Here is a 781-nt window from a genome sequence, read left to right on the forward strand (position 1 = left end):
CTTCTCATGTGAAGATAGCTGGGTTTTTAAAGTTAGATATGCAAAATAACACTTTAAAATATACGCAAATTATCGGTTAAAGTGACAAACTGACCCTCGCACAACCAAAAGTCATATAAATACCAATAATGCCTACGGAAGTTCAAACTAGTAAAGACAGCTCACAGCGTCCAATGAGCCCAAATTCAGCTGATAAGCAAGCAGGGAACTTATCCCCTTCAAGAAATCCAATAGGCGCAGCCAGCGGGCAAAATAAATCCCAAAATTCAACAGGAAGCAATGATTCAGGGATAAAAATAAATGACTGGACGAAACCACAAAGCAGATCGACAGCCCGGATGGAAACTTCAGAACAAAGAAAACGGCCTTCAGAAGGCAGACAACCAACTGCACAACACGAAATCAAGACTGATAGAGTGAAAGCCTCAGAGCAAAGCACACAGGTTTCAGTATCCCCAGCAAGATTTGAACAGCCAAATGTACCGGATATGTCGGGTAATTTTGAATCACTATGCTCGTCGGGCTCATAACCCGAAGGTCGCAGGTTCAAATCCTGCCCCCGCAATTTGGTCCGGTAGTTCAGCTGGTTAGAATGCCTGCCTGTCACGCAGGAGGTCGCGGGTTCGAGCCCCGTCCGGACCGTATTTTTATCCCAGTAGGATAACTACTGTTGATATAGATTTTGTGTGGCTCAGTAGCTCAGTTGGTAGAGCAAAGGACTGAAAATCCTTGTGTCGGCGGTTCGGATCCGTCCTGAGCCACCTTTTTATTTGGAGGGGTA

General features: G+C 45.2%; 1 protein-coding gene and 2 tRNA genes. 2 read left to right on the forward strand and 1 reads right to left on the reverse strand.

The genetic code is table 11. The features are described 5' to 3' along the window. Positions 1 to 142: 142 nt before the first annotated feature. Positions 143 to 550: a hypothetical protein gene (locus JN080_RS28865; RefSeq protein WP_256239362.1), complete on the reverse strand. Its 408-nt coding sequence runs from the start codon at positions 548 to 550 to the stop codon at positions 143 to 145. 18 nt (positions 551 to 568) lie between these two features. On the opposite strand from JN080_RS28865, the gene JN080_RS28870 reads away from it, so the two are divergent. Both JN080_RS28870 and JN080_RS28875 read left to right on the forward strand, forming a co-directional pair. After that, a tRNA-Asp gene (locus tag JN080_RS28870) sits at positions 569 to 642 on the forward strand. A 46-nt stretch (positions 643 to 688) separates the two neighbouring features. Beyond that, positions 689 to 761, forward strand: a tRNA-Phe gene (locus JN080_RS28875). The last annotated feature ends 20 nt before the right edge of the window (positions 762 to 781 follow it).

The organism is Bacillus sp. EB600 (assembly GCF_024494385.1).
In the GTDB taxonomy this organism is placed as follows: domain Bacteria; phylum Bacillota; class Bacilli; order Bacillales; family Cytobacillaceae; genus JAEVLT01.